At 70.9% G+C, this 22,425-nt stretch carries 14 protein-coding genes; 1 reads left to right on the forward strand and 13 read right to left on the reverse strand.

The annotated features are described in order from the left end of the window. Positions 1 to 8: 8 nt before the first annotated feature. A complete protein-coding gene (locus tag ACH413_RS07455; protein ID WP_360033756.1) occupies positions 9 to 977 on the reverse strand; it encodes a DUF3500 domain-containing protein in 969 nt (322 codons plus the stop codon). A gap of 84 nt (positions 978 to 1,061) precedes the next feature. Beyond that, complete coding sequence (locus ACH413_RS07460) at positions 1,062 to 2,177, reverse strand: DUF3500 domain-containing protein (RefSeq protein WP_360033753.1); 1,116 nt, start codon at positions 2,175 to 2,177, stop codon at positions 1,062 to 1,064. A 206-nt stretch (positions 2,178 to 2,383) separates the two neighbouring features. Here ACH413_RS07460 and ACH413_RS07465 point away from each other — a divergent pair, with 206 nt between their 5' ends. Then, the gene (locus ACH413_RS07465) at positions 2,384 to 2,971 is read left to right on the forward strand and encodes a TetR/AcrR family transcriptional regulator (RefSeq protein ID WP_360033750.1); all 588 of its coding nucleotides are present in this window, start codon (positions 2,384 to 2,386) and stop codon (positions 2,969 to 2,971) included. Between the two features lie 57 nt (positions 2,972 to 3,028). Here the strand turns inward: ACH413_RS07465 and ACH413_RS07470 are convergent, their stop codons facing one another. From ACH413_RS07470 to ACH413_RS07520, 11 genes are all read right to left on the reverse strand, one after another. Next, complete coding sequence (locus ACH413_RS07470) at positions 3,029 to 6,988, reverse strand: amino acid adenylation domain-containing protein (RefSeq protein ID WP_360033747.1); 3,960 nt, start codon at positions 6,986 to 6,988, stop codon at positions 3,029 to 3,031. Between the two features lie 118 nt (positions 6,989 to 7,106). Beyond that, positions 7,107 to 12,233 carry an amino acid adenylation domain-containing protein gene (locus ACH413_RS07475; protein ID WP_360033744.1) on the reverse strand — a complete coding sequence of 1,709 codons (5,127 nt, stop codon included), beginning with the start codon at positions 12,231 to 12,233 and terminating at the stop codon, positions 7,107 to 7,109. Further along, positions 12,220 to 14,244 carry a condensation domain-containing protein gene (locus ACH413_RS07480; RefSeq protein ID WP_360033741.1) on the reverse strand — a complete coding sequence of 675 codons (2,025 nt, stop codon included), beginning with the start codon at positions 14,242 to 14,244 and terminating at the stop codon, positions 12,220 to 12,222. The genes ACH413_RS07475 and ACH413_RS07480 overlap by 14 nt, the downstream gene beginning before the upstream one ends. Before the next feature lie 64 nt (positions 14,245 to 14,308). Beyond that, positions 14,309 to 15,013 (reverse strand): alpha/beta fold hydrolase, encoded by a 705-nt coding sequence (locus ACH413_RS07485; RefSeq protein WP_360033739.1) that lies wholly within the window; start codon positions 15,011 to 15,013, stop codon positions 14,309 to 14,311. Then, the gene (locus ACH413_RS07490; RefSeq protein ID WP_360033736.1) at positions 15,013 to 18,426 is read right to left on the reverse strand and encodes an amino acid adenylation domain-containing protein; all 3,414 of its coding nucleotides are present in this window, start codon (positions 18,424 to 18,426) and stop codon (positions 15,013 to 15,015) included. The genes ACH413_RS07485 and ACH413_RS07490 overlap by 1 nt, the downstream gene beginning before the upstream one ends. Before the next feature lie 62 nt (positions 18,427 to 18,488). Beyond that, positions 18,489 to 19,511, reverse strand: a complete 1,023-nt coding sequence (locus ACH413_RS07495) for a BtrH N-terminal domain-containing protein (RefSeq protein ID WP_360033733.1) — start codon at positions 19,509 to 19,511, stop codon at positions 18,489 to 18,491. Next, entirely contained in the window at positions 19,508 to 20,050 is a 543-nt protein-coding gene (locus ACH413_RS07500) for a hypothetical protein (RefSeq protein WP_360033730.1), read from the reverse strand. The genes ACH413_RS07495 and ACH413_RS07500 overlap by 4 nt, the downstream gene beginning before the upstream one ends. Continuing rightward, the gene (locus tag ACH413_RS07505) at positions 20,050 to 20,334 is read right to left on the reverse strand and encodes a hypothetical protein (protein ID WP_360033727.1); all 285 of its coding nucleotides are present in this window, start codon (positions 20,332 to 20,334) and stop codon (positions 20,050 to 20,052) included. The genes ACH413_RS07500 and ACH413_RS07505 overlap by 1 nt, the downstream gene beginning before the upstream one ends. Beyond that, on the reverse strand, positions 20,331 to 21,059 hold the full coding sequence (locus ACH413_RS07510) for a 2OG-Fe dioxygenase family protein (RefSeq protein WP_360033726.1): 729 nt from the start codon (positions 21,057 to 21,059) through the stop codon (positions 20,331 to 20,333). The genes ACH413_RS07505 and ACH413_RS07510 overlap by 4 nt, the downstream gene beginning before the upstream one ends. Before the next feature lie 77 nt (positions 21,060 to 21,136). Beyond that, positions 21,137 to 21,880 carry an alpha/beta fold hydrolase gene (locus ACH413_RS07515; RefSeq protein ID WP_360033723.1) on the reverse strand — a complete coding sequence of 248 codons (744 nt, stop codon included), beginning with the start codon at positions 21,878 to 21,880 and terminating at the stop codon, positions 21,137 to 21,139. A gap of 77 nt (positions 21,881 to 21,957) precedes the next feature. After that, the gene (locus ACH413_RS07520; protein WP_360033721.1) at positions 21,958 to 22,383 is read right to left on the reverse strand and encodes a VOC family protein; all 426 of its coding nucleotides are present in this window, start codon (positions 22,381 to 22,383) and stop codon (positions 21,958 to 21,960) included. Positions 22,384 to 22,425 lie beyond the last annotated feature (42 nt).

Here is a 22,425-nt window from a genome sequence, read left to right on the forward strand (position 1 = left end):
GCGGAAGGTCAGGCCGGGACGCCGCCGTAGTCGGTGCGCTTGTCACGCCAGACGGAGTGCGGATGCGGGCCGGCACAGACGATGCCGTCGTGCAGGGAGTACTCGATCCACACGCTCGGGCCGTCGATGCGGACGTAGTCACCCGCCGAACCCAGAGCCACCGAGCCGCCGAACGCCAGACAGGTGGCGTCGAGTTCGTCGGTGTAGCGGGACAGGATGCGATCCGCGCTCGCCTCGTCCACGTCCCGCACGAAGGCGGCGATCGCCTCGAGCAGCAGGGTCCGTTGCCAGGAGTCGAGTGCGGCACCGGCGATGCCCGCGGCGGACCGGGGGAACCGCCTGTCGCGACCGGGCCCCATGACGATGTCGGGGTGCCGTCCGCTCACCCGCGCGGTCACGACATGGCTTTCGCGCAGGCTGGAGAGAACGGCGGCCAAGGCGGCGTGCTTGCGCCGGCCCGGCTGACAGACGACCCCGTCGTGAACGAAGGGCGTGAACGGCTCGATCCCGCGGAAGGCAGGCGTGGCTCCGACGAGGAGGCCGTCGCCGTAGGTCAGGGAGATCGCCAGGTGATGCCCGCCGAACTGCAGCCGCCACCGGCCCGAGTCCGACGGCTCCCCGAGGTAGGCGACGCGGAAGTTGCCTCGGCCGTAACCGTGTCGGCCGCCGAGAGCGAGGAGGTGGTCGTCCGCGGCCAGGTGCTGGCGGACCTCGTCGTGCCCCTGGTCCTCGCCCGCGCCCATCGCCACGGCCAGCAGGGCGTGCAACGCGGCCCACTGCCGCTCGGACAGGGTCGCCGTGCTCAGGCCGACCCTGCCGTTCGGCGCCAGCACCGCTTCCGGGTAGTTCGACCACCTGCGCGCGTCGGCCACCGAGTAGTCCCGCACCAGCTCCGAACGCTGCCGGCCCGACAGCGTTGCCGCGAAAGCCAGTGCATGTCCGGCCACGGAGACGTCGGCCCGATTTCTGATCACCATGTCTCGATATTAATCATTACGGTGCACAGTGTCCAGCATTTAGGGCGGAGTGCCGCCGACGCAGTTCAGCGGCACTCCGGTCTACTACGAGCGGGTGCCGCCGTAGTCGCTCACCTTGTCCCGCCAGAGGCTGTGCGGAGCCGTCTCGTCGGTGGAGTAGGGCTCGTCCATCCTGAGTTCGATCCACACCCTGGGGCCGTCGATCCGCACGTAGTCCCCGGTGTTCGTGAGGGATTTCGAGCCGGCGAAGCTGACGTACGTGTCGTTCAGGTCGCACGCGTAGGCAGACATGAACGCCGCAGCCTCCGCCGCGGGCATGTCGTCGACGTACCTGCTGATGGCGTTGAGCACGAGCTTGCGCTGCTGAGGCGTCAGCGCGGCACCGCGGACACCTTCCGGCTTGCTCGGGAACGACCAGTTCGCCGCCCCTGGGAACATCACCAGGTCCTCGAACGAGCGATGCAGGTCGGCCGCGCGCAGCTGGCGCTGGTCGAGGGAACCCAGCAGAGCGACGAAGGCGCTCCACTCCTGACGCTCGGGCTCGTAGGTGACCCCGTCGAGCGTGAAGGTCTGCGGCTCGATCCCCCGGAAGGAGGGCGTCGCACCCACGAGCCTGCCGTCCTGGTAGGTGTTCGCGATGGCGAGCTGGTGCCCGCCGAACTGCAACTCCCACTTGCCCTTGGCCGCCGGCGCGTCGAGGAACGCGATCTTGTAGTTGTTCCTGCCGTAGCCCTCCCGCGTGCCGCCGAAGCTCAGGTAGTCGTCGTTGAGCAGGTGCTGGCGCACCTCGTCGTACCCCTCGTTCGCCGTGCGACCGAGGGCCGCGGACAGCAGCGAGTGGAGGGCCTTCCACTGAACGTCCGACAGCGTGCCCGTGCTGAGCCCGGGACGGAGATCGCCGAGCGCCCACTCCGGGTAGGTGTGCCACCGCGTGGCGTTGGCCAGCGAGTAGTCCAGCACCACTTTCGAACGCTGCTCAGCGCTCAGCGTGGCGAGGAACTCCTGCGCCTGCTTGATCACCGCCACACCCGACTGGGCGGGCAGCCTGGACGGCGCGAACACGTTCGGATCAGCCGACAGTGGAGACGGAGCGGCCGGCTGGGCGCCGAGGGCACTCCCGGGAAGCAGCGTGGTCAGGAGCAGCGCTCCCGCGATCGCGACACGTGCCGGCCGAAGCCGTCGTGCTGTGCTGCGTGACATCTTCTTCGTCCGTTCTCGCCCGCCACGGCACCGTCGAGCGGTGCCCGAGAGGGCGTCGTCGAATTTCGGTTCACCTTGCACCGAAACCGTAGCAGACTTAGAAGACACGGTGCACCGATTCTCCGTCAGCGCGCTCCAGTCGTTTCTGCACACGACGTCTCGTATCGTAAGATCCACAAGACGCGAGGCCCGACGAAGGAGCGACGATGGTCAGTGACCACAACAAAGTCGGCCGCCCGCGCAGCGAGGAGGCCCGCGCGGCGATCCTGCACGCCGTCGACGACCTCCTCGTCGAACTGGGATACAGCGCGGTCACCCTCAAAGGCATCGCCGAGCGCGCCGGCGTCTCCAGGCAGACGGTCTACCGCTGGTGGTCGACCAAAGCGGAGATCCTGCTGGAGGCGAGTGCCGCCGACGCCCGCCAGGAACTCGAGGTACCGGCGCACGAGGACCCCGCTGACGACCTCGCCGCCTACCTCGGCGCGCTGATCACCTTCCTCACCACGTCGGACGCGGGGATCGCCTACCGCGCACTCGTCGGCGAGGCTCAGCACGACCCGGCGGTCAGCGAACTGCTCAGAGGCAGCGACCCGATCGGGGAGAGCGCCGCCGTGGTCATCGACCGCGCCCTGCCAGGCGACTCGCTACTCCCCTCCATGGCCGAGGCGACCGCACAACTGGTCGGGCCGGTGTTCTTCTGGATCCTGTGTGGACGAGACCCCCACGCACTCGATCCGCGCCAACTGGCAGTCGACTTCGTCCGCCAAGCCGCTCACACCCCCACTCAGGCCTGAGCATTCGAGGAGGCCGCCACGTGGACGGCCTCTCCTGTCTTGGCGTACCTCGGTCGCTCAGGACAACGGGTCCGGAGAACCCGTCCCCGGAGCGGCGCCGACCGCGGTCAGGTCCGGCCGACCAGGACCGGACGGCCGCAACGGTGTCGTGTCCCGTGCGGAGAGGAACTCCGGACGGGTCTGGTCCTGCGCGCTGGGGGCGTTGCGGACCGCGTTGAACGTGATGATCATCAGCCTGCGGCTGGTCGCGGACATGTTGGGCGGCGATCCGTGCAGCAGCTGGCCGTGGAAGAACAGCACTGATCCCACGTCGCCGAGGGGGGCGACGATCCCGCGCTCGTTCATGGTGTCGCCCAGGGCCGTCGGGTCGATCTGGTACTTCAGCGACGCCGAGAGCGTGGAGGCCCAGTCCTCCTCCGCGTCGAAGGTGACCGGGAGGAGGTCGTGGTGCGATCCCGGCACGAGGTAGAGGGGGCCGTTGAACTCCGTCACGGGGTCCAGGAACACCACGGCGCTCAGCGCGTCCGGCTTCGGCATGCCGTCCTCGCGCTGCCAGAACATGAAGTCCTGGTGCCATTCCCAGATGCCGCCGCCCAGCCCGTGCTTCGCGTTGATCTTGAACTGGTGGATGTAGACGTCGCCGCCGAGCAGCTCCGTCGCCGGGCCGAGCAGGCGTGGGTCGCGGACGAGGTCGTGGAACACCTGGTTGGTCAGGTGTGCGCCGTGCACCGCACGGACCTTCCCGGAGTCCTGCTCCATCGTCCTTTGTGGACCAGGTCGGTTGAACTCCGCCTCGGACTCCTCGCGCAGGACCGCGAGTTCCTCCGCCGTGAACAGCCGTTCGCGCAGGAAGTACCCGTCCTCGGCGTACTGCCTGGACAGTTCGGTTGGCAGTGTCACGGACGTGCCTCCTCGGCCTCGGCTCGCATCAACGGCTGTTGCCACCTTCTCCACCACCTCGGCGAACTCGGCGATCGTGGGGTACTCGAAAAGCGCGTGCAGCGGGATGTCCACCGCGAACGAGGAACGCACCTCGGCGAGGACCTCGGCGGCGAGCAGCGAATGGCCGCCCAGGTCGAAGAAGTCCTCGTCGCCGCCGATCTCCGCGACGCCCAGCGCGGCCGACCAGATCTCGGCCAGCCGTCGTTGGGTGGAGGTGCTCAGCGCCACGCGGGAGGACCGCACCGGCGAGTCCCACCGAGGTGCGGGCAGCGCGCGCCGGTCGATCTTGCCGTTCGCCGTGAGCGGCAGCTTCTCCAGCACCACCACGCTGGAGGGCACCATGTAGTCGGGCACCTTGGTCGCCGCGTGGGCGCGGAGCCGCTGCCCCAGATCCGGGACGTCGTCGCCGACGCGACTCACGTAGCCGACCAGCCGGGCGTCACCGGCCGGGGCCTCCCGCACCAGCACGACGGCCTCGCTGACCTGGGGATGGCTCTCCAGCGCGCTCTCGACCTCGGCCAGTTCGACGCGGAAGCCGCGGATCTTGACCTGGAAGTCGGCCCGGCCGAGGAACTCCAGCTCGCCACCGGGCCGCCACCGGCCCAGGTCGCCCGTGCGGTACAGGCGCCGCCCGTCCCCCGCCGCGAACGGGTCGGGCACGAACCGCTCGGCCGTGATGGCGGGTTTGCCGACGTAGCCGCGAGCCAGTCCCTCGCCACCGATGTGGATCTCGCCGATCACGCCGTCCGGGACGATCTCCCCGTGCTCGTCGAGGATGTACACGGCGGCGTTGGCGATCGGCGCGCCCACCGGCACCGGCGTCGGCCATTGGCCGTCGGACAGCGGCAGGTCGTAGCACGTGACGACGTGGGTTTCGGACGGCCCATACTCGTTGTGCAGGGACATGCCGGGGACACGGGCCAGCTGCCGCACGTCCGGGGTTGCCATGAACTGCTCGGATCCGGAGATGATCGTGCGCAGCGCCGCCGGTGCCGAACCGGCCTCCCGATAGCCCGCCGCCACCTGCTGAAGGGCGGGCGCCGGGATGAACAGCCGCCTGACCCGTTGCGAATCCAGGACTCCGTGCAGCCGCGCGAGGTCCAGCCGCTCATCCTCGGTGATCAGGACGACTTCGCCGCCCACCATCCACGTCGAGAACATGTCCTGCACCGAGACGTCGAACGCCAGCGACGCGAACTGGAGCGTGCGCGGCGGGTCGTCCTGGCTCATCCCGTAGTGGGCCGCCTGCCAGGAGAGCAGGTTGACCACGGCGCGATGGGGCATGGCTATGCCCTTCGGCCCTCCGGTCGACCCCGACGTGTACGTCACGTAGGCCACGTTCTCCGGGTCGAGGCCGCTGCCGGGACCGGCCGGCGCCCCTGCCTGCGCGTGAACGCCGTCCACCGGCAAGATCTCGGCCGTGGTCGAAGGCAGCCGGTGCCGCACCCGGTCGAGCGTCAGCACCACTGGAGCGTCCACTTCGGACAGCACGGCGCTGATCCGGTCCTTCGGGTTGCGCTGGTCGATGGCCACGTACGCGCCGCCGGCCTTCAGCACCCCCAGCACCGCGACGACCATCTCCAGGCCGCGTTCCAGGTAGAGCGCGACTCGGACGTCCGCACCGACGCCCGCCGCACGCAGGCGGTGAGCCAGTGCGTTGGCGCTCGCGTCGAGTTCGGCGTAGCTCAGCCCGGTCTCGCCGAGGCGTACCGCGACCCTGTCCGGTGTGGACGCCGTCTGCGTCTCGAAGAGGTCGAGCAGCGTCGTGCTCGGCACCGGCTGGACAGGTCCCACGCTGCGTTCGGCGATCAGCGCGGCGCGTTCTTCGTTGTCCAGCAACGGGATCCGCGACACCGGCACCTCGGTGCCCGCCGCGATCTCCGTGAGCAGCCGCTCGAAATGCCGTGCCATCGCCACGATCGTGGTGGCCGACAGGTCTCCCTCGGCACAGTCGAACGACAACCGCCACCCGTCACCCGTGCGGCGAGCCGTCAGCGCCAGCGGATGCCTGACTTCCGGGGTCGGCGCGAGCCGTTCGGCACTCACGCCGGGCAACGCGAGGACCGTGTCGTCGTCGGAGGCCTCGAACCACACCTCGAACAGGGAGTCTCCCCTGCCCCTTCGGCTCGGCCTGGCCACCCTGACCATCTCGTCGAACCCGAACTCGCGGTGGGCTGCGGCATCGCGCAGGGTCCCGCGTACGCGCTCGGCCAGCTCGCGGAACACCGGGTCGCCGGTCACGTCGAGGCGCAGCGGGAGGATCTGCTGGTAGCAGCCGATGTCCTCGTCGCCATCGCGGTCCGGCGAGCTCGTGCCGATCATGATGTCGGACTGCCTGCTGTACCGGTGCAACAGCAGCGTCCAGGCCGCCAGGAGCGCGGTGCTCGCCGGGCAGCCGGCCTGCTGGGCGACGGCGTCCACGACCGCGGCGGAGACCTCGACGCGGTGGGACAGCGGACCACCGCCGTCCTGCCCGAGCCTGGGCAGGTCGAGTCCCACCGGGCACTCCGCCAACCGGCTCTCCCAGTACCGCCGTGCCTCTTCGTGGTCGCCCGTGCGTCCGGCCGGGCGCGCCGTGAGAGGTGGCAGTTCCTGGGCCGCGTAAAGCGCGGTGAGGTCGCGGACCAGCACGTACTCGGACCGCTGGTCGAACGCGATCCGGTGCGCCACCACTCCGAGGAACCACGTGTCCGAGCCGCACCGCACGAGAACCGCGCGCAGGACCGGACCGTTGGCGAGATCGATCGGCATCTGAGCGTGGGCCCGCAGTACCTCGACGGCCTCGCTCTCCGAGTCCGCCACCTCGTGGGTGAGCGCGAAGTCCGCGGCGGGGTCGTCGATCACCTGCACCGGTGTTCCGGCGACGTCGGCGAACCGCGTGCGCAGGGCCTGGTGACGCGACCTGAGCCGGGAGAAGGCGGCTGCCAGTGCGGCGGGGTCGACATCTCCGGTCAGCCGCCAGGCAGCCGAGAAGTTGTGGGCGGGACTGCCCGGATCCATCTGCGCGAGGAACCACAGTCCACGTTGGAACGACGAGGCCGGCTCCGCCGCCAGCTCCAGTGATCGCCCGGTCATCGCTCACCCCAGACAGCCCGGTCCGATGTGTTTCCGGCATCGTCCTGACGTCGCCGGGCCGCCGACAAGTCCGGCAAGCTCCCGACACTTCCACCGTCCACTTGCCACCGTCCTGAGCTCATCCGATGCTCCCCTGGTCCCCGGTCAGCCGGGCGGCCACTTCCTCGTCCGACAGCGTGGAGACCATGGCGAGCACCTCGCGGAGATCCGCCTTGGACGCCTGTTGCACCCGGCGTTCCCGGACCCGTTCGGCGAGACGCTCCACCGTGGGGTCGGCCGTGAGCAGGTCCGCCAGCGGCAGCTCGACCCGCAGTGCCACCCTGATCCGGCTGACCACCCTGGTGGCGAGCAGCGAATGCCCGCCGAGCTCGAAGAAGCTGTCGCGGACTCCGATCCGGGACACACCGAGAACCTCCGCCCAGATCTCGGCCAGCCGCCCCTCCAGGGCGTCTCGCGGCTCGACGTACGGCGTCTCGGCACTGCGTTCCACGGTCACCGGCGGCAACCCGGCACGGTCAACCTTTCCGTTGGGAGACAACGGAATCGCGTCCAACCAGGCGAACACGGCCGGGATCATGTGCTTCGGCAGCTTCTCGCCGAGCTCCGCGCGGAGCCGCTCGCCGTCGGGCCGTTCGGACTTCGCCACGAGATATGCCGCGAGGAACCGGTCACCGTAGCGGTCGGGCACCGCGACGACGACGGCGTCGGCCACGCCCTCGCACTCCCGCAGCGCCACCTCCACCTCGCCCGGCTCCACCCGCTGGCCGCGCAGCTTCACCTGGAAGTCGTTGCGCCCCCAGAACTCCAGCAGCCCGCCGTCGGTCCACCGCACGCGATCGCCCGTCGCGTACAGCCTCTCGCCGTCTCCGAACGGACTAGGCACGAAGCGCGCGGCGGTCAGATCCGGCCGGCCCGCGTAACCCAGTCCCACCTGGCCGCCGCCGACGAACAACTCGCCCACCACGCCCTCCGGCACCGGTGACAACCGCCGGTCCAGCACGAACAGGGTGACGCCCTGGAGCGGGCGTCCCAGCGGCACGCGCGCGCCGAGAGCTTCGCTGACCTCGTGCATGGTCACGTCGACCACGGCCTCCGCCGGCCCGTAGGTGTTCAGCAGCCGCACGCCGGGATAAGCGCGGAGGAAGTCGCCGGCCAGCGTAATGGTCAGCTCCTCGCCGCCGGCCACCACCTGCCGCAGTGCCGGATGCCCGCCGGGGTGCTCGTGCTCCAGGAACGACCGCAACATCGACGGCACGAAGTTGCACATGGTCACACCGTGCCGGTCGAAAACGCCGTGCAGGTAAGCCGGGTCGCGGTGCCCTCCCGGCTGGGCCAGCACCATCCGCGCCCCGTGCAGCAGCGGCCACACCAGCTCGGGAACCGAGTCGTCGAAACCGATCGGCGTCTTCATCACCAGGACGTGGCCGGCGTCCAGCCCGAGCCGGTGCCGGAACGCGTTCAGCCGGTTCACCAGCCCGCCGTGGGTGTTGGTGGCACCCTTCGGTTTTCCGGTAGAGCCGGACGTGAACAGCACGTACGCCGGGTCGCGCGGACCGATCGCCGTGCCGGGCGGGGAGGTGGGCTCGGCGGCGACCTGCTCGCGGACCGCCGGGTCGTCCAGGCACACCGAACCGGTGTCCGGCGGCACCATCGTCCGCAACGCCCGGGAGGTCAGCACGATCACCGGACGCGCCTCGGCGATCATTCCCGCCAGCCGCTCCGCGGGGCTGTCCGGATCGAGGGGCACGTACACGCCCCCGGCCTTCCAGATGCCCCACAACCCCACCACGAGGTCCTGCCCGCGCTCCAGGCAGACGCCCACGGGGGCGCCGCGCCCGACGCCCTGGCGGGCAAGCCACCCGGCCAGCTGGTTCGCGCGCAGCTCCACGTCCCTGAACGACAGCCGATCGCCGCCGTCCTCGATCACGGCGATCCCGTCGCCCCACTGGTCCACGACCGACTCGAACCAGCTCACCGCCGAGTCGAATCCGGTCCACAGTGGACCGCCGTCGCCCAGCGAGACGGTGCGGGACACCGTGGCACCGGACATGACCGGCAGTCGTGACACCTGCTGGCCGGCGTCAGCCGTCCCGCCGCGCAGGACCTCCAGCATCCCTGATCCGAGGCCGGTCGCGGTCAGCTCGCCGAGCACGTCGGTGGAGTACTCCAGCAGGCCGGTCAGTTCGCCGCCGGCCGTCGGCGCCAGCTCGAGGCCCACGTCGAACTGCGCCGTCGCCGTGTGCAGCTGTGCGACCCGGTCCGCTCCGGCCACCCGCGGAAGCTCTTCACGGAGCACGAACAGGTTGCGCACGACCGACAGCCGGTCGGAGAAGTCCTTGTCGAACGGCAGGTCCTGGTGCGTGTACGCGGCCAGGCACGTCTCGCGAACCCGGCCGAGCAGCTCCCGGAACGTCGGCTCGCCGCCCAGATCCACGCGCAACGGCACGGTGTTGGCGAAGAAGCCGACCACTCCGGACAGTTCAGGGCGCGATCGGCCCGCGGTGACCGTGCCGATGACGACGTCGGTCTGGTCGGCCCACCGCGACAACACGACCGCCCAGGCCGCGGCGAGCACCATGAACGGGGTCACCTGCTCGGTGGCGGCCAGCTGCCGCACCTTCGTCACCAGCTCGGCGGGAACCGTGACGGGCGCGGCCTTTCCGGCGAAGGAACGAGCGGCGCCCGCGGGCACGTCGGCCGGCAGCTCCAGGGGAACAGCCGCGGAGAGTCGTTCCCGCCAGTGCTCCGCCACCGCGTCGTCGACCGCCTGATCTCGTTGCCACGCGGCGAAGTCCACGTACCGGACCGGCAACTCCGGCAGCAGACCGCCCGTGGTCAGCGTGTTCAGCTCCTGGGCCAGTGTGCCGATCGACTCTCCGTCGGCGACCGTGTGGTGCACGCACAACGCGAGCACCCATTGCCCGGAAGTGGTGACGTGGAACAAAGTCGTCCGCAGCAACGGGGGTACGGCGAGGTCGAACCGTTGTTCCGCGAACCGCGCGCACGCTTCCTCGAGGGCCGTCTCGTCGTGCACCTGCCGGACGGCCAGGTCGAAGCCGACCTCGCCGTGGACGACCTGTTCGACGCGACCGTCGGACGTCAGGCGGAATCCGGTGCGCAAGGCGTCGTGCCGGGCCACGAGGGCACGGAGCGCGGTGCGCAGGGTTTCGACTTCCGGCTCGCGGTCCCAGTCGACCCGGCCGGCGATGTTGTACGCGGCTCCCGCACCGATCTGGTCGAGCAGCCACAGGCGCTCCTGCCCGAACGACGCCGGGGCCGCCACACCATCGGCGAGCCGGGGAATCGGGTGGTCCTCGCGGGTGCCCCGGGACCCGGAGGCCACCGCGGCCGGAGTCGCCTCGCTCAGCAGCCATTCCAGCTCGACCTCGGTGCCGTGCTCGGACATCAGCGTGGCGCGCAGCCGAACGGCACGCAGGGAGTCGAGCCCCTGGCCGACGAGCGGCCGATCGAGGTGCAGCGCCGCGGCCTCGCGCTGGAGCGTGTCGGCGACGAGCCGCAGGATCGGGTCTTCGAGATCGGCCGTGCGTTCGGCGGCAGGAGCGATCGGTTCGGCTGCGAGAACCTGAAGCGTTCCAGCGAGGTACCGCTCACGGCACTCGGTCCGGCGAACCTTCCCGCTGGACGTCCTGGGCACCGCGCCCGGCCGCACCAGCACCACGTCGGCCAGCTCCAGCAGGTGGTCCCTGGTCACGGCCTCACGCACCGCGCGGATCACCTCGGCCGGCTGGTCGTGGGCGAATCCCCTGGCGACCTCGTGCACCAGCACGACCCGTTCGGTCTCGCCGTCGTCGACGGCGAACGCGGCGGCCCTTCCGGCGGCCAAGCCCTGGTCGGCGCTCGCCGCGGACAGCTCGATGTCGGCCGGGTAGTGGTTGGCTCCCCTGACCACGATCAGTTCCTTGAGCCGTCCGGTCACGAACAGCTCGCCGTCCCGCTGGAACCCCAGATCCCCGGTGCGCAGCCAGTCTCGGTCCACACAGGACAGTCGCGCGTGGAAGACGCGCCGGGTCTCGTCCTCGTTCGCCCAGTAACCCGCGCCCACCGTGGGGCCGCTGACCCAGACCTCGCCGACCTCACCCGGCAGGCACTCCCCACCGGTGGAAGGGTCCACAACGGCGACGAGGTCCGTGCCCCTGGCGGTGCCGCAGCCCACCAGCGTCGCCCCGGACTCGGCCGGCACGGCCTTGCCCCCGGCCAGCTCCACGCGGTCCACCGTGAGCTCCGCCGGCAGCGCGGACGAGGCGGCACCGGTCACGAACAACGTGGCTTCCGCGAGGCCGTAGCAGGGCAGGAACGCCTCCGCGCGAAACCCGGCCGGACCGAACCGTTCGGCGAACGCGTGCAACGTCTGGGCGCGCACCGGTTCCGCACCGACGAGAGCCTGCCGCCACCGGCTCAGGTCGAGCCCTGCCAGTTCCTCGTCGCTGACCCGGCGCACGCATTCCGCGTACGCGAAGTCCGGCGCGGCACTCGCGGTCCCACCGAACTCGCTGATCGCCCGCAGCCACCGGACGGGGTGGTGCAGGAAGGCCAGCGGGGACATCAGCAGGCCGGGGAACCCGCTGTAGAGCGGTTGCAGGATCCCGCCGATCAGGCCCATGTCGTGGTAGGGCGGCAACCAGCTGACACCGCGGGCGTCCTCGTCCGGTTCGAGCACGTCGGCGATCACGGCCGAGTTGTGCAGCAGGTTGCCGTGGCTCAGCAGCACGCCTTTCGGCGTCGCCGTGGATCCGGAGGTGTACTGGAGGAAGGCGATGGAGTCCGGCGTCAGCGAAGGCCTCGACCAGTCCGCGTCCGTGGCGGAGGGCACCAGCCAGCGCAGGGAACGGTCCGTGATGCGCGCCTGCACCGCGGGCAGGCTCGCCTCGTCGGTCATGGCGACGCTCGCGTCGCAGTCCGCTGCCACGGCGAGAACCCGCGCGACTCCGGCGCGGGTGGTCGGCGGGTAGACCGGAACGGCGACGACTCCGGCGTACAGACAGCCGAAGAAGGCGGTGACGTAGCCGGCACCGGGCGGGTACAGCAGCATCACCCGGTCGCCCGGTTTCACCCCGGTGGACTGCAACTGGGCCGCGACACCGCGCGCGGCGGCATCCAGTTCGCGATAGGTCAGCGCCAGTTCGGTGCCGTCGCCGTCCGCGAACACGTAGCCGACCGCGTCCGGTCGCCCGGTCGCCCGCGCGATCAACAGTTCGACGAGATCGGCGGCGTCACTGCGTCCCATGCTCACTCCTGTCCGCATCCGCGAGGAACCGTGCGCGGTCCAGCTTGGGAATGGATCTCGCGGGCCGGGCGGGCGTCGCCTTCTCCACCAGCCCGGCCACGTTCGCGACCGTGCCCGCCTCGAAGAAGTCCACCAGCTCCAGTTCGACGTGGCAGACCGCGTGGATCCGGTGCAGGATCCGCACGGCGAGCAGCGAATGCCCGCCGAGGTCGAAGAAGTCGTCGTGCACACCGAACTCCTGGGCCTCCAGCAGTTCCGCCCAGATCTGGGCGATCACGCGCTCGGCTTCGGTCCGTGCGGGAACCTTGTCCGGTCGCGGCTCGGTCCGTTCGGCAGGCACCTGCCGTGGTTCGACCGGGGGCGCGACGAACTCCAGTGCCCCCGACGCGGTCCGCCTGGCCCGGATCCCGGTGGCGTACAACCGTGTGCCCGATCCGGACGGGTCCGGCACGAAGGACTCCGCCGTGCGGCCGGGGTCGCCCGCGAACCCGGCGCCTGCCTCGGATCCGCTGACGAACAGCTGCCCGACCACGCCCACGGGCACCTCGGCGAGCGACCGGTCCAGCAGGTGTGCCCGGCCGGCGTCGAACTCCTCCGCCGGGGCGAGCGGCAGCCTCCACACAGGACACTCGGCGTCGGTCGTCCCGGCGCGCAACACTTCGAGCAGCGACGCCGCCAGCAGCCGCGCCGAGGACTCCGTCAGCACCTCCGCGGCGAACTCCACGAACCCGGTCAGTCCGCCGTCCGCCGCGGGCGACAGCTCGATCTCCAGCTCGAACTTGGCGGTACCGGTGTGCACCGGCAGCACCTCCATGCTGATCCCCGGCAGCTGGGCCGTGGCCGGCGGGGTGTTGTGCAGCACCAGCAGGTGCCGGACGATCGGCGAGCGGCCGAGCGCGTCCCGGTCCGGCCGGATCACCTTGACCAGCTGGTCGAACGGCAGGTCCTGATGCGCGTACGCGTCGAGGCACGTCCTGCGCACGCGGCCGAGCAACTCGCGGAAGGTCAGGGGAGCGCGCACGTCCACTCGCAGTGCCAGGGTGTTCACGAAGAATCCGACGAGCCCTTCGAGCTCGGTCCTCGTCCGCGCGGCGACAGCGGTCCCCCACACCACGTCCGCGCGATCCGCCCACCGCGACAGCACCACCGCCCACGCCGCGGCCAGGACCATGTACAGCGTGGCGCCTTCGGCCTCGCCGAGCCGCCGCATGCCGTCGACGAGGTCCGCCGGCACCGTCAGCGGCACGTCTCCGCCCGAGAAAGGCCGTCCGGGGCCAGGCACACCGTCGGGGGGCAGCGCGAACGGCCGCACACCGGCGAGTTGCTCGCGCCAGTACTCGATCTGACCGGCGAACGCGTCGCCCGAGACGCGATCGCGGTGCCACGAGGCGAAGTCCGCGTAGCGAATCGGCAGGGGCCGCAACGCCGGTTGCCCTCCGGCGTGCAGCGCGCCGTACACGACGGCGAACTCCTCCGTGAGAATCCCGAGGGACCAGCCGTCCACCACGATGTGGTGCACGCACAACACCAGGTACCACTCCGCCGGGCCGACCTGGAACAGCGTGGTGCGCAACAGACTTGGCCCCGCCAGGTCGAACGGCCGGCCGCAGGCGAGTCCGATCTCGTTCCAGAGCTCGTCCTCGGTGACACGGCGGACCGGCACCTCGACCTCGACGGTCTCCTGCGGGTGCACGACCTGAACGACGCCGCCGTCGGCGTCGATCTCCAGCCCCGTGCGCAGCACCTCATGCCTGCCGACCAGAAAGCGGGTCGTGTCGCGCAGAACGGCCAGGTCGACCTCGCCGCGCATCCTGAGCGCGCCGGCCACCACGTAGAGGGTGCTGCCGGGATTCATCTTCTCGAAGAAGAAAAGCCGTTCCTGGGCATGAGATGCCGGGCTGCGGGTCTCCTCTGCCGGTCGGCGCGGGATCGGCGCGGGCGTGGCGCCGACACCCGCCGCGTCCAGTCGCCGCTGGAGCAACCGGAGCTGGTCCGCCGAAAGTGAAGTCACGTGATCACGCTTGCCCTGCCGGGCACCGCCAACAAGTCGGTGAGTCCCCCGACAGGGCACGTCCTCATCGCTCGCCGAACGAGTCGCCGACCACGCGCAGCACCTGTGCCGCGGAGTTCAGGAGGTACATGTGCTCGCCGGGCAGCTCCCTCGACGAGAACCCGCGGCTCGTCGCCTTCGCCCACTCGTCGGCCAGTTCGGCGGGGACCAGTGCGTCGTGCGTCCCCCGGATCGCGGTGATCGGAGCCGCCAGCGGAACGTCGGTGCTGGGCACGTAGTTCTCGTGCATCTCCACGTCCGCCCGCAACGTCGGCAGCACCATCCGGCGCACCTCCGGGTCGGCCAGCGCGCCGTCCCGGTGCCCGGCGAGCTCGGCGACCCGGTCGACGAACTCCTCGTCGGGCAGGCCGGTGGCCCGCCGCGCGCGTTGCGTCCACGGCCCCGGTGAGCCGCTGACGACCAGGCTCACCACCTCGGCCCGGGTCGTGTCCGCCAGCAGGTGGGCCAGTTCGTACGCGAGGACGGCGCCCAGGCTGTGACCGAAGAGTGCGACCGGGCCGCTTTCCCCGATCTGCTCCACGATCTGCGGCAACAGCCCGCGGGCCGCGAGGTGGACGTCTCGGTACGGCTCCTCCCGGATCCGCCGCTCGCGACCGGGCAACCGCACCGGAACGATCTCCAGGCCGGCCGGGGCCACCGAACGCCACGACCGGAAGAACGCGCCGCCGCTGCCCGCGAAAGGCACGCACACCAACGGAATGCCGCTCATCAGGCCCTCGTCCCGTTCTGCATCTCGCTGCGTGCCTCCTCGTCGGACAACGCACTCACTTCCAGCACGAGCTCGGCGATCGTGTCGACGTCGACGCCTTCGGTGGCACCGAGTTGCCCCATGTAGGCAGCGAGCGCGCGCACCGTCCGCGCCGCCAGGAAACCCGGGATGTCCAGCTTGATGCGGAACAGCTCCCTGATCCTCGACACCGCCTGGGTGGCCAGCAGGGAATGACCTCCCAGCTCGAAGAAGTCGTCCGCCACGCCGACCCGCGGGACCGCGAGCAGCCCGGACCACAGCTCGGCGAGCACCTGCTCCAACGGCCCGGCAGGCGGCGTGTACGTGCTCTGCGAGCTGCCCGCCCCCGGCTCCGGCAGCGCCGCGCGGTTGAGCTTTCCGCTGGGCAGCAAGGGAAGCTTGTCCAGCACGACGTAGGCCGACGGCACCATGTGGTCCGGCAGGCGCTCGGCGAGGTAGGAGCGCAGCTCGTGCGCCGACGGATGATCGTCCGTGCGCAGTGTCACGTAGGCCGCCAGCCTGCGCTCGCCGACGGAGTCGGTGTAGGCCAGCACCACCGGCTCGTTCACGCCGGGGTGACCGGAGAGCGCGTTCTCGATCTCCCCCAGCTCGATCCGGAAACCCCGGATCTTCACCTGGAGGTCGAGCCGACCGAGGAAGTCGAGGTCCCCGTTGGCGAGCCACCGGGCGTGGTCCCCGGTGGCGTACATGCGGCCGCCCGGCTCGGGGCTGAACGGGTCGGGCACGAACCGCTCGGCGGTCAGCCCGGGACGCCGCCAGTAACCGCGGCCGGGACCGGCTCCCCCGATGAACAGCTCCCCCGCCACGCCGACCGGAGCCGGCACGCCGTGCCGGTCGAGGACGTAGAGCCGGTGGTTGGGCAATGGCTTGCCCCACGGCACCCCGGCGGGACTGCGCCCGGTCACCGGGTGGGACGTGCTGCAGTAGGACACCTCGGTCATGCCCGCGAGGTTGAGCAGGCGCACACCGGGCACGAGCTCGGTCAGCCGACCGGGCAGGGCGGGCGGCATCCGGTCGCCGCCGAGACCGACCACCCGCAGCGCGACACCGGCCATGCCCTGCCGCCCGTACGTGTGGTTCACCAGCATGTCGAGCAACGCCGGGGCCGAGCTCCACGCGGTCACCCGCTGCCGCCGCAACAACTCCAGCAGCTGCTCCGGGTCCGTGGTCTCGATGTCGCCGGGCACGACGATCGTCGCGCCCGCGGCCAGCGTGCCGAAGACCTCGTAGACGGACATGTCGTAGTTGAGCGAGGAGATCGCCAGCATCCGGTCCGCGGGTTCCAGCCCGTAGGCCCCGTTCACGCCGTGCAGCGTGTTGGCGACCCGCCCGTGTTCGTTGGCCGAGCCCTTGGGACGGCCGGTGGAGCCGGAGGTGTAGATGACGTAGGCGAGATTTGATTCCGTGACAACGGCTTCGGGGCGTTCCTTCGGGCACTCGGCCAGGCGGGCGGCCTCCGTGTCGAGGCACACCAGCCGAGGACCGGGGGCGTCGTCGCTCACCCGCATGCGGTCCTCGTCGGCCACCGAGGAGTGGGTCAGCACGAGTGCCGCCCCGGCGTCCTCCGCCATGTAACCGACCCGCTGGCGGGGATACGCCGGATCGAGGGGCACGTATCCCGCGCCGGCCTTCAGGATGCCGAGCACCGCGATGATCATCAGCTCCGAGCGCGGCAGCGAGACTCCGACCAGCTGCTCTGGCCCGACGCCCTCGGCGCGCAGGAACCAGGCGAGCTGGTTCGCGCGTTCGTCCACTTCGCGGTAGGTCAGCGTCCGCTCGCCGAAGACCACCGACGCGGCGTCGGGCGCGAGGTCGGCCTGCCGTTCGAAAAGGCCGTGCAGCGTGCCCGCGGTCGTCGCCGGGGCCGCCGAGCCGCCACCGCTGAACTCGGTCACCATGCGGGTGCGCTCGGCCTCGGTGGCCATGGGCAACCGGGAGATCCGCGTGTCCGGCTCGCGCAGCCCGGCCTCCAGCAGCAGGCTGAACGCCGTCATCATCCGCCGCACCGTGTCCGCCTCGAACAGGTCCAGGCTGAACTCGGCGCGACCGGCGATGCCACCGTTCGCGTCCGGCACGAGGTCGAGGGAGAGGTCGAACTTGGTCGACTCCGTGTGCAGGTCCAGCACCTCCACCCGGACGCCGGGCAGCTCGAGTGCGGACATCGGCACGTTCCGCAGCACCAGCAGGGTCTGCACCAGCGGGACGGTGCCCGCCGACCGCTCGGCGACCGTCTCGGCGACCATCCTCTCGAACGGGAGGTCCTGGTTGGCGTACGCGGCGAGGCAGTTCGCGCGCGCCGCCCCGACCAGCTCGCGGAAGGTCGGATCCCCCGAGGTGTCCATGCGCAGCGGGAGGGTGTTCACGAAGAACCCGACCAGTGGCTCGACGTCCACGTGCACGCGGTTGGCGATCGGTGAGCCGATGATCATCTCCGGCTGGCCGCTCCACCGCCGCAGCAGCAGGGCGTACGCGGCGAGCAGCACCATGTACTGCGTCGCCTCCTCGGCGTCGGCCAGCTGCTCGACAGCGCGGACGGTGCCCGCGTCCAGGTCGAGGGGAACCGACGCGCCGAGTGAGGTCCGCACGGCCGGACGAGGCTTGTCCGCGGGCAGTTCCAGCACGGGCGCACCCTCGAGGTGCTCACGCCAGTACGCCAGCTGACCGTTGTCCGGCCGGCCTCGCTGCCAGACCGCGAAGTCCGCGTACTGCACGGCCAGTTCCGGCAACGGCGACGGCTCGCCGGCCACGTACGCCTGGTACAGCGTCGTCAGCTCGTGCTGAAGGACACCGAGCGACCACCCGTCCGAAACGATGTGATGCATGCTCAGCAGCAGAACGTGTTCGTCGTCGGCGATCCGCAGCACGCTGGCCCTGATCAACGGGCCGCGAGCGAGGTCGAACGGCAGGCGGACCTCCTGCTGGTAGCGCTCGCGCACCTCGGCTTCCGCGGCCTCCCTGGACAGCGCGCCCAGTTGTACCAACGGGATGGTCAACGGCTCAGCGGGAAGCACCACCTGGCCGGGCAGGCCGTCCTTCTCGGCGAACGTCGTCCGCAGCACCTCGTGCCGCCGCACGATCTCGTCGAGCGACCGGCGCAGCGCGCCGACGTCCAGCCGGCCGGTGAACCGCACCGCCGCCGGCACGACGTACGCGACCGATCCCGGATCGGCCTGGTCCAGGTACCACAGCCGTTCCTGGGCGAACGAGCACGGCAACGGATCACCTGTCCGCGCCGCGCGGGGAATGGCCGCCGCGGCCGCGGCCCTGCGCGCCAGCTCCGCGCCCACCAGCATCCGCTTCTCCGGCGTCAGGCCACGCAGAACCTCTTCCAGGTCGATGTCCTCTGCGTCGTACTCGCCCACCACGTCAGCCATTCACGCAGAATCGGGTGCGCGCGGCCGTGCTGGGAAGACGGGGATTCTCCCGACTCCCGGTGTCAGATCGACGCGACCGCTTTGGCCATTCGGTCCACTGTGGCCAGTTGGTCCGCGAGCAACGCGGTCGTGCGGCCGGTCAGGCCGCGGCCCGCGGTGGCCGGGTCGTCGCGGCCGGAGGCGACGATGATGCGGACGGCGGACCAGTGGTGGGCGACCCGGTCGACCTCGCGGGCGACCTTGAGCAACCCGGGCTCGTCGAGACGGCGAGCGGCCGCGGCCAGGTAGTCGCCGTGCAGACCGGTCACGGCGAGCGCGACACCGGCCACGACGAACACCTCGTCCACGACCGACGTGTCACCGTCGGCGAGACGGGCGGCCGCCTCGCGCAGGAAGCGTTCCAGGCCGGGGAGACCGCGGTGGTCGGACGAACCGTCGGCGACGCCTTCCCACCCGGTCAGGTTCGCCGTCATGATCTCGCGGAGGTGGTCGCGGGACGCGGGACCCCGGTGGCCTGACACCGTCACGTCCAGCCAGCGGTTGCCGATGGGGTTGGCGGTGAAGAACATGTCGCGGCTGTGCCGGATCGGGTTGGCCGAGTCGCGGGCCGCGGTCAGCTCCTCGATCGTGATCTCGCCCCGGAACCGGGGCGGCACCGGGTCGCACACCGACACCGTGCCGCGGGCGTCGTCGAACCCGTACACCACGAGCAGGTGGTTGGTGTGCACGTCCTGGTAGGCCGGGCGGAACGGCAGGAAGTAGTTGTCCGCCGCCACAGCGACGGGTGTGCCCTCCAGCAACCGCGCGCGGACCTCCTCCCAGCCCTGTTCGGGCGAGGACGGCGTGTGCCACGTGGAGGCGACTTCGTGGTACGGCGCGAGGCTCGCGAACAACGATCCCTGCCAGCAGGGGAAGTAGTACTCCTCGCGACGCATGTCGCCGCCGCGGTAGTCGAAACCCCATGCCGCGCCGAGAAGGTCCAGCGGGTCCGCGCCGTGGAAGCCGAGCATCACCCCCGCGGTGGCGTGCAGGCAGTGACCTAGGTCGTGACGCCAGTGCGAGACGCCGGGGAGCGAGACTTTCATCGAGCCGCCTGCAAAGTGAGGGCGAACACGTGCAACGCCGGGTTGTGCGGCAGGACCAGAGCGACGACGTCCGAAGGGACCGTCAGCGGGACGCGTTGCGCCCAGATGCTGGGTGACATCGTCCGTTGCACGTGCCGGGGATAGTGCATCCGCCGGCAGCGGAACGCGAGCACCTCGCCGAACCGGGACTCGGTCTGCGGCCAGAAGTCGGACATCCGCAGCCACTGCCCGCGCACCGAGCCGTCCGCGTAGCAGACCTCCAGCAGGTCCTCGGTCCGGCGTTCGGCGGCGCCGAGCACGTGCACCCAGTCCCAGCTGCCCGGCGGGATCTCGACGCGCTGGCCGCGGCAACGGACGTTGTCCACGCCGGCGACCGGGAACAGGAACGGCACCTCGCCGACGACCGCCGTGCCTCCGGCGGGCGGGAGCTCGTCCGCGGGGAAGGTGTTGCCCCAGATGTTGAAACCGCCGCCGCCGAGACCGTCCGCATCGGTCAGCCCGGTGTTGTTCAGGTGCGGCACGAGGGAGATCGGTCGCATCACGTCAGCGCTGTCCCCACCAGACGGACGCCCGGCAGCACCGGCAGTTCCACGGCGAGCAGCTCGGCGCGCCGGGGCACCCCGATCCTGGCGATCGGCGTGCCGGGCCGCGCGCGCAGGAACTCCGGGTCGACGGCGTCGCGGTAGTGCAGCCACACAGTCGCTTCCACGACCGCGTCCGACAGGTCGAGGTGGATCCAGTCGTACCGACCGGGCACGACCTCGAGGAGCCTGCCGTCCAGCGGGAGGTCGCACGGGCTGAACGTGAGCTGGGCGGCGGTCATGCCGGATTGACGTCGACGAGGAGCATGTCCCGCACGGTGCGCCCACCGGCCGGGTCCAGGATCGAGATCGGCGACGCCTCGTGCCAGATGGCCGTGTCGTCGACCAGCACGGACTCGAGCGGATCCCGCAGGGTGAAGCGGACGTCCGGCAGGCCGTCGCGGTAGATCGCCGACTCCCCGCCCGCGCTGTTCTCCCGGCGCACCAGGTGCATGCCGACGAACGAGTGCCCGTCGCGATGCCGTCCCTCGGGTGTGGGCAGTCCCGGTTCGCCCGCCACGGCCACGATCCGGATCATGTGCAGCCCCACCGTCCATTCCGGACCAGGTCGCACCTGCGCGGCGAGTGAGAGGTCGGTCGTGATGAGCTCGCGCAGGCAGGGGTCGTCCAGGAACGCCGGCTCGATCGGGGAGAACAGGCGGTCGTTCGACCGCCACATCGGGATGCCGTCCTGGCGGAACGTCTTGTGCGGCAACGGCGTCAGCTCGAAGCCCGCACCGGAGGGCACGGCGGCCAGCCTGCCGTACCGGCGGTACCGGTAGCTGCCGCCGTCGACCAGCGCGCCGTCGAGGACGAGGTCCTCCCACCCGGCGCGGAAGTCCCGGAACGCGGCGCCGCCGGTGTCGACCGCGAAGTCCTGGCCGGACAGCCGGGCGAAGCCGTCGCCGGCCAGGCCCGCGACGAGGTCCGCCGTGGCGAGCCCGGATGTGCGAACGTTCTCGGGCACTGGCCCTCCTTGGTGGTCGGCCCGGATCCGGGCGCGGTGGGACTCCCCGGACACTGCTGCGGAAGGTGCCGCGAACGTCACAGCGACGGCACCTCCACAGCCGCCAGGACATCCGCGCGCAGCTGCGCGAGCATCGCCCTGGGGTTGTCGCGGGGGAAGAAATGGCCGCCGTCGAAGACGTGGACACGAGCGTCGCCCTCGGTCTCCGCCAGCCACGCGTCCGCTTCCTCGTCACCCACCAGCGGATCCGCAGCACCCCGGTACACCCGCAACGGGCATCGCAACGGTCGCAAAGGTTCCGGTTCGAAGGTGTTGGCCAGCGTGAGGTCCGCGCGGAGGACCGGCAGGAAGTACTCCAGGAACAGCGGGTCGAGCGGGGCCTGGCTGGGAAGGCCCTCGGAGCGGGTGATCAGCTCGCGCAGGCCTTCGTCCGTGGTCTCGCTGCGCCATCTCGGAGAACGCAGCCGGGTGGGCGCCGCGGCGGCGGCCACGATCAGGCCCTGCGGCGGTCGTGGCAGCCTGCGGCAGAGTTCCCAGCCGACGAGACCGCCCATGCTGTGGCCGAACACCACGAGCGGCAGGTCGTCGAGCCCGGCCGTCTCGGTGACCAGGGCCGACACCAGCGAGGCCATGTCCGTCACCAGAGGCTGCAGGCTCCGGCTGCCGCGACCGGGCAGCTCGACCGCGACGACCTCGACGTCGGGGCCCAGGCTCGCGGGCCACCGCTGGTAGAGCTGCGCGGACCCGCCACCGGGCGGTAAGCACAACAACCTCGCCTTTGCCCGCCCCGGTGGCGAGAAGTACCGCAGCCATTCCGTCACAGATCGAGATTCACCCGGTCCGGGTACCTCGACAAGTCGGTGACGTTCCCGACAGGGTGCCGCCGCCGGTCACCGCACTAGAACTCGAACTCGCCCGGCGCGAGGCTGCGGGCCAGGCAGAACTCGTTGCCCTCCGGGTCGGCCAGCACGACCCAGGACCGGCCGCCACCCTGTCCCACGTCCACTTTGGACGCACCGAGCGCGAGCAGCCGGTCCAGTTCGGTCCCCTGGTCGCTGTCGATCGGGGTGATCTCGAAGTGGATCCGGTTCTTGGTGCCGCCCTTGGCTTCCGGCACGCGGACGAACGCGAGGCTGGCCACGGTGGGACCACCACGCAGGTCGGCGAGACGTTCCTCGTCCGACGCCTCCGGATCGGGCCCGATCTCGACCACCTCACCGTTCTTGTCCTCGTAGAGGACGTATCCCAGGACGCCGCACCAGAAATCGGCCAGCCGCCGCGGGTCCACGCTGTCGATGGTGGTCCATTCCAACCTGCTCGTCATGCACAAAGCCCTTCTCCGTCAGACATCCCTGTGCACGTACAC

Source organism: Lentzea sp. NPDC020367 (genome assembly GCF_044387305.1).
Lineage (GTDB): Bacteria > Actinomycetota > Actinomycetes > Mycobacteriales > Pseudonocardiaceae > Lentzea.